Source organism: Roseitranquillus sediminis, assembly GCF_016918935.1.
Taxonomy (GTDB): Bacteria; Pseudomonadota; Alphaproteobacteria; order Rhodobacterales; family Rhodobacteraceae; genus Roseitranquillus; species Roseitranquillus sediminis.
In genome coordinates, this window is the sequence record NZ_JAFFOB010000016.1 from 114,512 (window position 1) to 120,511 (window position 6,000).

Annotated in this window: 7 protein-coding genes and 1 pseudogene; 2 read left to right on the forward strand and 6 right to left on the reverse strand. The window is 64.7% G+C overall.

The window, feature by feature from the left end:
• Positions 1-300: 300 nt before the first annotated feature.
• Complete coding sequence (mntR, locus tag JM664_RS11610) at positions 301-807, forward strand: manganese-binding transcriptional regulator MntR (protein WP_227420090.1); 507 nt, start codon at positions 301-303, stop codon at positions 805-807.
• Positions 808-885: 78 nt separating this feature from the next.
• On the opposite strand, the gene JM664_RS18880 is transcribed toward mntR, so the two are convergent.
• The 4 genes from JM664_RS18880 to JM664_RS11630 form a co-directional block, all read right to left on the reverse strand.
• Positions 886-1,947 (reverse strand): sodium:calcium antiporter, encoded by a 1,062-nt coding sequence (locus JM664_RS18880; RefSeq protein WP_227420091.1) that lies wholly within the window; start codon positions 1,945-1,947, stop codon positions 886-888.
• Entirely contained in the window at positions 1,944-3,197 is a 1,254-nt protein-coding gene (locus JM664_RS11620; RefSeq protein WP_227420092.1) for a cytochrome P450, read from the reverse strand. The genes JM664_RS18880 and JM664_RS11620 overlap by 4 nt, the downstream gene beginning before the upstream one ends.
• A 124-nt stretch (positions 3,198-3,321) precedes the next feature.
• Positions 3,322-3,798 (reverse strand): signal peptidase II, encoded by a 477-nt coding sequence (gene lspA, locus JM664_RS11625; protein WP_227420093.1) that lies wholly within the window; start codon positions 3,796-3,798, stop codon positions 3,322-3,324.
• Entirely contained in the window at positions 3,795-4,667 is an 873-nt protein-coding gene (locus tag JM664_RS11630; protein WP_227420094.1) for a cation transporter, read from the reverse strand. Before JM664_RS11630 ends, lspA begins: the two co-directional genes overlap by 4 nt.
• A gap of 48 nt (positions 4,668-4,715) precedes the next feature.
• Between JM664_RS11630 and JM664_RS11635 the strand changes: the two genes are divergently transcribed.
• A complete protein-coding gene (locus JM664_RS11635) occupies positions 4,716-5,063 on the forward strand; it encodes an ArsR/SmtB family transcription factor (protein WP_227420101.1) in 348 nt (115 codons plus the stop codon).
• 28 nt (positions 5,064-5,091) lie between these two features.
• Here the strand turns inward: JM664_RS11635 and JM664_RS11640 are convergent, their stop codons facing one another.
• Both JM664_RS11640 and JM664_RS11645 read right to left on the reverse strand, forming a co-directional pair.
• Positions 5,092-5,823, reverse strand: coding sequence for a cytochrome c biogenesis CcdA family protein (locus JM664_RS11640; RefSeq protein ID WP_227420095.1), 732 nt, complete (start codon positions 5,821-5,823; stop codon positions 5,092-5,094).
• Positions 5,820-6,000: pseudogene (locus JM664_RS11645) on the reverse strand (hypothetical protein); the annotation flags it as partial. The pseudogene JM664_RS11645 and the gene JM664_RS11640, both read right to left, overlap by 4 nt.

Sequence of the window (6,000 nt, forward strand, 5' to 3'; positions counted from 1 at the left end):
GTCGAACGCGGCGCCTGGATTTGCCTCGATCCAAGCCGCCGTGACCGCATGCCAAGATACCGGCGACAGCCCGGCGAGGAACAGGGAGGTGCGATAGGCCGCCGCTACCGGATGCCAAGGTGCTTGTTTGACTGGGGTGGCAAATGCGGCCACGGCGTCGATGAGAACCAGGAGAGCGCCGATCGCAGCTAGAGCGAAGCTGCGCCCGGAAGGGAATGTTCGCCTCATCTAGGTACCCACCCACATAGTTAGACGTGGCTAAGTCTTGATCCTCTGGCTATCCTCTGTCAAGCATTCCGTATGGAGCAAGAATCGAGGGACGGGTCGTCCGACGACCCGCAGGACAGGGATGCCCAGCGCGACGTTGCGTGCGAGCCTGAGAGCCCCGCCGCGCAGACACGCGCCGAGGGTTTTCAGGCGGTTCGCGATGCGCATCGGAGCGAGATCGCCGAGGATTACGTGGAGCTGATCCAGGAGCTCATCGAGCGCAGCGGAGAGGCGCGTCCCGTCGACATCGCGGAGAGGATGGGCGTGCGCCAACCGACCGTTGCAAAAAATCTCGCCCGCTTGCAGCGGGACGGGCTGATACGGCGCGAGCGGTATCGCTCGGTCTTCCTCACCGGGGCCGGGCAGGCCTTGGCAGACGTCTGTCGCGAGCGACACAAGATCGTTGTGGAGTTTCTCCTTGGTCTCGGCCTCGATCGCGAGACGGCAGAGCAGGACGCGGAGGGGATCGAGCATCACGTCAGCGACCGAACCCTGGCCGCGTTCGAGCGGGCGGTTAAAGCCAGCGAGCGCCCGGGCTGAGCCAAGCACGACAGCGGTGATGCGCTGACGATCGCTCCGGCCACCGAGCGGTATTCACCTCATCTCTGGGCAGCGGAACTATCTCACCGCCGACGCCTCCTCGGCCTGCTCACCGGCAGCGCCTTGGGCGCCCTGCCCAAAGGGCTGAACCCAGAACACAAGCACGGCCACAAAGAGGGCGTAGACCGCGGGAAGTGCTGCGACTTGCCAGCGCCTGAATCCGCTATCGTGACCGCCCCACCAGATGAAGGCGGCATAGAGGGTCGGCATCAGGGCCACAAAGGCAAGCGCCACCCAGAAGAGCTGCAGGTTCTCGATCGGCATTCCGACAATTGTGAGCGGAATGAAGGCGAGCGTCATCGTCACGGCGTGATCGCCGATAACGCTGGTAACGCCCGACGTGACCTGACCGCTGCGGGCGACATACCAGGTGGCAAAGACTTCCGGCAGAGCGGCGACCGGCGCGGTGATGAAGAGTCCGCCGATGATCTTCGAGATCCCGATCGCGCTCACGATCTTCTCGGTCGAGAACACGGTGAAGTAGGCGCCGGCGGCAAGAGCGCCGACGCCGGCCACGGCCTTCCACTTTTCCTTCCGCTTCCAGTCGACCTCTTCGCCCTCCTTGCGGCCGCGCAGAAGCGCCTGGACGAGATAGGCGAGATAGCCGAGCAGCAGGATCCAGCCGTCGATCGGCTGCAGCCCGCGCCAGGGCGCAGGCAGGGTCAGGAGCGCGAAGAGCGCGATGATGCCGAGATAGGGCAGCGCCTGGACCGTCACGGCTTGGCGATCGACTTGCAAGAGGTGCGCGCGGCGGTGCTCCTCGTGGTCGTCATGCCTGCCGTTCTCGCCGATGCCACTCTTGCGAGTAGCGAGGTAGGCAGTCACCACCATCATCGGGATCGCCAGCACGTTCGAGCCGAGGAGCGCACCGAGGCCGATATCGCCGACCCCGCGCAGGGCGCTCGTGGTATTGATACCGATCTCGGGCGAGGCGGCGGCAAGGCCGACGAAGGCGCCGCCCGCCGCGACCGAGAAGCCCCATTGCTGGCGCAGCTTCTTCAGAGGGTCGGACAGGTGCTCCGCCCCCCAGTGCGCCAGCCAAACGGCAGCAAGAAGAACCCCGGCCCAGACAGCGATCACGATTCACTCCGAGGTCTGACGTTGCTCATTACGAAACGGCTCTTTGGCATGGCCGGCAATCTCCTTGTGTCGATCTCCAGATCCTGATCCGGCATGTCGTAATCCATGCTATTCGCGAGAAATTCGCAGGAGGCCTTCATCAGTTCGATCGTGATCCATTCGCCCGGGCAGCGGTGGTTCAGCTTGTGATCGCCGCCTCCCTGCGGAATGAAATTGAAGAGACTGCCATCCCAATGCTGAAAACGCTCGGGCCGGAACTCCTCCGGCGCATCCCAGGCTCGCGGATCGCGATTGGTGCCGTAGAGGTCCAGCATCACCCGTCGTCCCCGCGGGAACCTATAGCCGTTCCATTCGAAGTTGCGCCTTGCGCGCGCTATCACCGCGGGGAAGAATGGATAGAACCGACGGACCTCCTGCACGAAATGCTCCACGCTCCCGTCGTCGGTCTGGAGCATCTGGCGGCAGGCCGGAAACCGATGCAGGGCGTGGGCGGCGAAGGTTATGAACACGGAGACGGCGACAGTCGGCCGCAGAATGTTCAGCAGTTCCACGGCGGCGATGCGGGGACTCAACGGCTCGCCATCCAAATCCCGCCAGGTAGCGATCACACGCGCCGCGCTGTCTTCCGGTGGATCCAGACGGCCGGCACGAACGCCCTCGACGACGTCCTCGATCCACCTTTCAGACCGCTTACGGGACAGGCGGGACCACCAGTGCCTCGGACCGACCGATCCCGCGCAATCGAACAGCGCGGTGAGCTCCGCCGTGCGCCGACGGACCTCCGGCTCCGGCAGCGGAACTCCGGCCCATGTGCAAACGACTCTCGTCAGAAGCTGCTGCACCTCATCGTAAAGGACGACCCGGTCCTTCGCGGCCCAACTTTGGGCGTAGACGCTCCACGACCCGGCGGTCAGCTCTTTCAGGTTGTCGATCCGCTCGGGCGTCATGAGGGACATGAACATCTGCTTACGGTGTCGGTGCGCGTCGCCGTCCAGCCCCTGAACGCCGCCCCGGCCGAAGAGGGTCTTCTGGATTCTGCCCGGCGTAGCGCCGCGCCGGACGAGCAGGTCGCGGCGATAGAACAACTCGGCCGCCTCCGGCCCGCTCATGCAGATCGTCGGGCGGAGCAAGAGCCGAGCCTGAAAGAGATCGGCCCCGTAACGGCGGCACCTCTTCGAGACGAACCCGTAGGGATCGAAGAGCAGGGCCAGCGTACTGTCGAAACTCTGATCGCGCGGAATGCGGGGCACCAGTTACGCTCCTAGCAACCCGTTCGGACAGGCCCGGGGTCCTCGCCACAGCGGATCCGTTCCGGACCGTTCTCCACCGGCGCAGCGACCGCCCTGCAGACCGTCGCTTCCGGCTCGTCTCCTCTCAAGCCTCCGCACGGTCTCTCGCCTTCGCGGGACGAAAGCTGTCCCACACGAGCAGCGCCGCGCCGGAGAAAACCGCCACGTCGGCAAGGTTGAAAGCCGGCCAGTGGTAGGCTCCCACATGGAAGTCCAGAAAATCCGTGACGGCCTGAAGCCGCACCCGGTCAACCACGTTGCCCAGAGCACCGCCGATGACCAGTCCAAGCGCCACGCTGACCACCTGGCCTTGTGATCGCCACAGCCAGACGGAAAGCCACGCCACAATTGCGAAGGCGAGCAGGACCAGCGCCCACCAGGGCAATAGGCCGCCGAGCATTCCGAAGCTGACGCCATCGTTGCGGACAAGAACGAGGTTCATGACCGGCAGGACTTCCACACCGACCGGCAGACTCGGTGAACTCAGAGCAAGCGCCTTGCTGCCCTGATCAAGAGCAAGCGCCGCAGCGGCAACGGCTAGCCCCAGAAAGCCCGCGCTCATGTGCTCTCCTGCAGATCGGCTTTCGCATCGCGAATGATCGACCACGAGGATTGCAGGAACAGCCCGGCGATCACCGCCGCCACAACGAGATCAGGCCAGGCCGTGCCGGTCCAGGCGACCAGACCCGCCGCGAGAACGACGGCGGCGTTGCCGATGGCGTCGTTGCGCGAAAACAGCCACACCGCCCGCACATTGGCGTCGCCGGTCCGGTGAGGCAGTAGCGGAAGGACCGCAACCACATTGACGACGAGCGCGATCACCGCGAACAAACCCATCAACTCGGCCTCGGGCTGCTGCTGCACCAGCACGCGGTAGGCCGTATTGGCGAGAACCCCAAGCCCGAGCGCGCCCAGGAACAGGCCCTGGATCAAGGCGGAACGGGCCCGCCAGACCAAGCTCCAGCCGATCGCCAGCACCCCGAGGAACGTGATCAGGCCGTCGCCGAGGAAATCGAGCGCATCGGCTTTCAGCGCCTGCGAACCGGAGATGAACCCGCCGAACATCTCGATGACGCCGTAGCCGACGTTCAGCAGGATCACGATCCACAGCGCCCGCCGATAAGCCGGGGTGATATGGCTCAAGTCCTTCGGAAGATCATCGATGTCCCCTTCGTGATCGACGTCGGAGCCGCCCAGGCGGTCGAGGCGATAACCGATCCCCGTTACCGCGCGCTCCACTTCCGGCAGTTGCGCGCCCGGATCGGACACATGCAGCGTCATGACCTGCGTTGCGGTCGAGACCTTCACTTCCTCCACCCCGACAGATCGAACCGCCTTCTCGATCTTTGCGGCGCAGGAGGGGCAGTCCATCCCGGTGACGCGATAACGGGCCATCTCTGCGGCGTTGTGGATCAGGTCTGGGCTGCTCATCAGATTCTTCCTATCATCGGCGCGGGCAAAATATCACTGGTGGATGATATGTCTACTGCGGGAATCCGATCCGTCGATCGGGAGGACTCCAGGGCCTCCCTGCAGCGGGCCAAGCTTCTCAGGGGGTTCGCGGATCCCTCCCGACTGGCAATCCTTCAGGCCTTGAGCGACGGGCCTCTGTCGGTGGGGGAGATCGTCGGAGCGACAGGTCTCTCGCAGCCCAACGCGTCGAACCACCTACGCTGCCTGAGCGAATGCGGTTTGGCGGTTGGAGAGCAACGGGGACGTCACGTCCATTATAGCTTGAGTGATCCGCGGATTTCCCGGTTGCTCGAGCTCATGGACGAAATACTGACCAACGTGGCGGTGGGTGTTGAAGATTGCCAGAACTACTAGCCCGCAAGTACATGTACCGCCCGCTGCTTCAGCCGATCCGCGCCAGGACCGGGAAGGCGTCCAGGAGCCAGTAGGCTAATGCACTCAGCCGACCAGTCATCATGGCCAGCCCCATCAGGATCATGACGCCTCCCGCCGCCTGATGCAGGCGGCGACCCCAACGACCGATGCCCCGCAGCTTGCCGGCAACGGCGTCGGTGAAGCCGGCAACAATGAGAAATGGGATGCCGAGACCCGCCGAATAGACCGCGAGCAGAGCCATCCCGTCGGCGACGGTTGCACTGGCTGCGCTGGCGGTGAGGATGGCGCCCAGGATCGGACCAATGCACGGCGTCCAGCCGAACCCGAAGGCAAGCCCGAGAACGTAAGAGGCGACCGGCTGGCCGCCCGGCAAATCGAGGTGAAACCGCAGGTCGCGCTCCATCGCGGAGAAGCGAGCCGCTCCGATCATGAACAATCCGAACAGGATCACGATGGCGCCGCCGACGAGGTTCAGCTCATAGCGCCAGCGCAGGAGCGCTTGCCCCAAGGCCGTCGCCGAGGCGCCGAGGGTGACAAAGATCGTCGAGAAGCCGAGGACGAAGCAGAAACTAAGCCAGACGGCGGTCGCGCGTGAGGGCGCCGCTCCGCCGGAGACCGTGCGCCCCGCAACATAGGAGACATAACCGGGCACCAGCGGCAGGACGCAAGGGGAGACGAACGAAATGGTGCCGGCCAGCAGTGCTGCCGAAACTCCAAGAAGGGAAAGGTCGACCGTCATGCGCCCGGCCGCACTCCGAGAGCGCCTCGCGGGAGCCGCAGGGCCGCGAGGTAGGCGACGCTGGGAACGATCACCCACTGCAGCAGCGGCGTGAGGCCTGCGTCGAGGATCGGAACGACCGGCATGATCTCCCGATAGGCCCAGGCCGCTCGAACGACGATGTTCAGCCATTCGCTG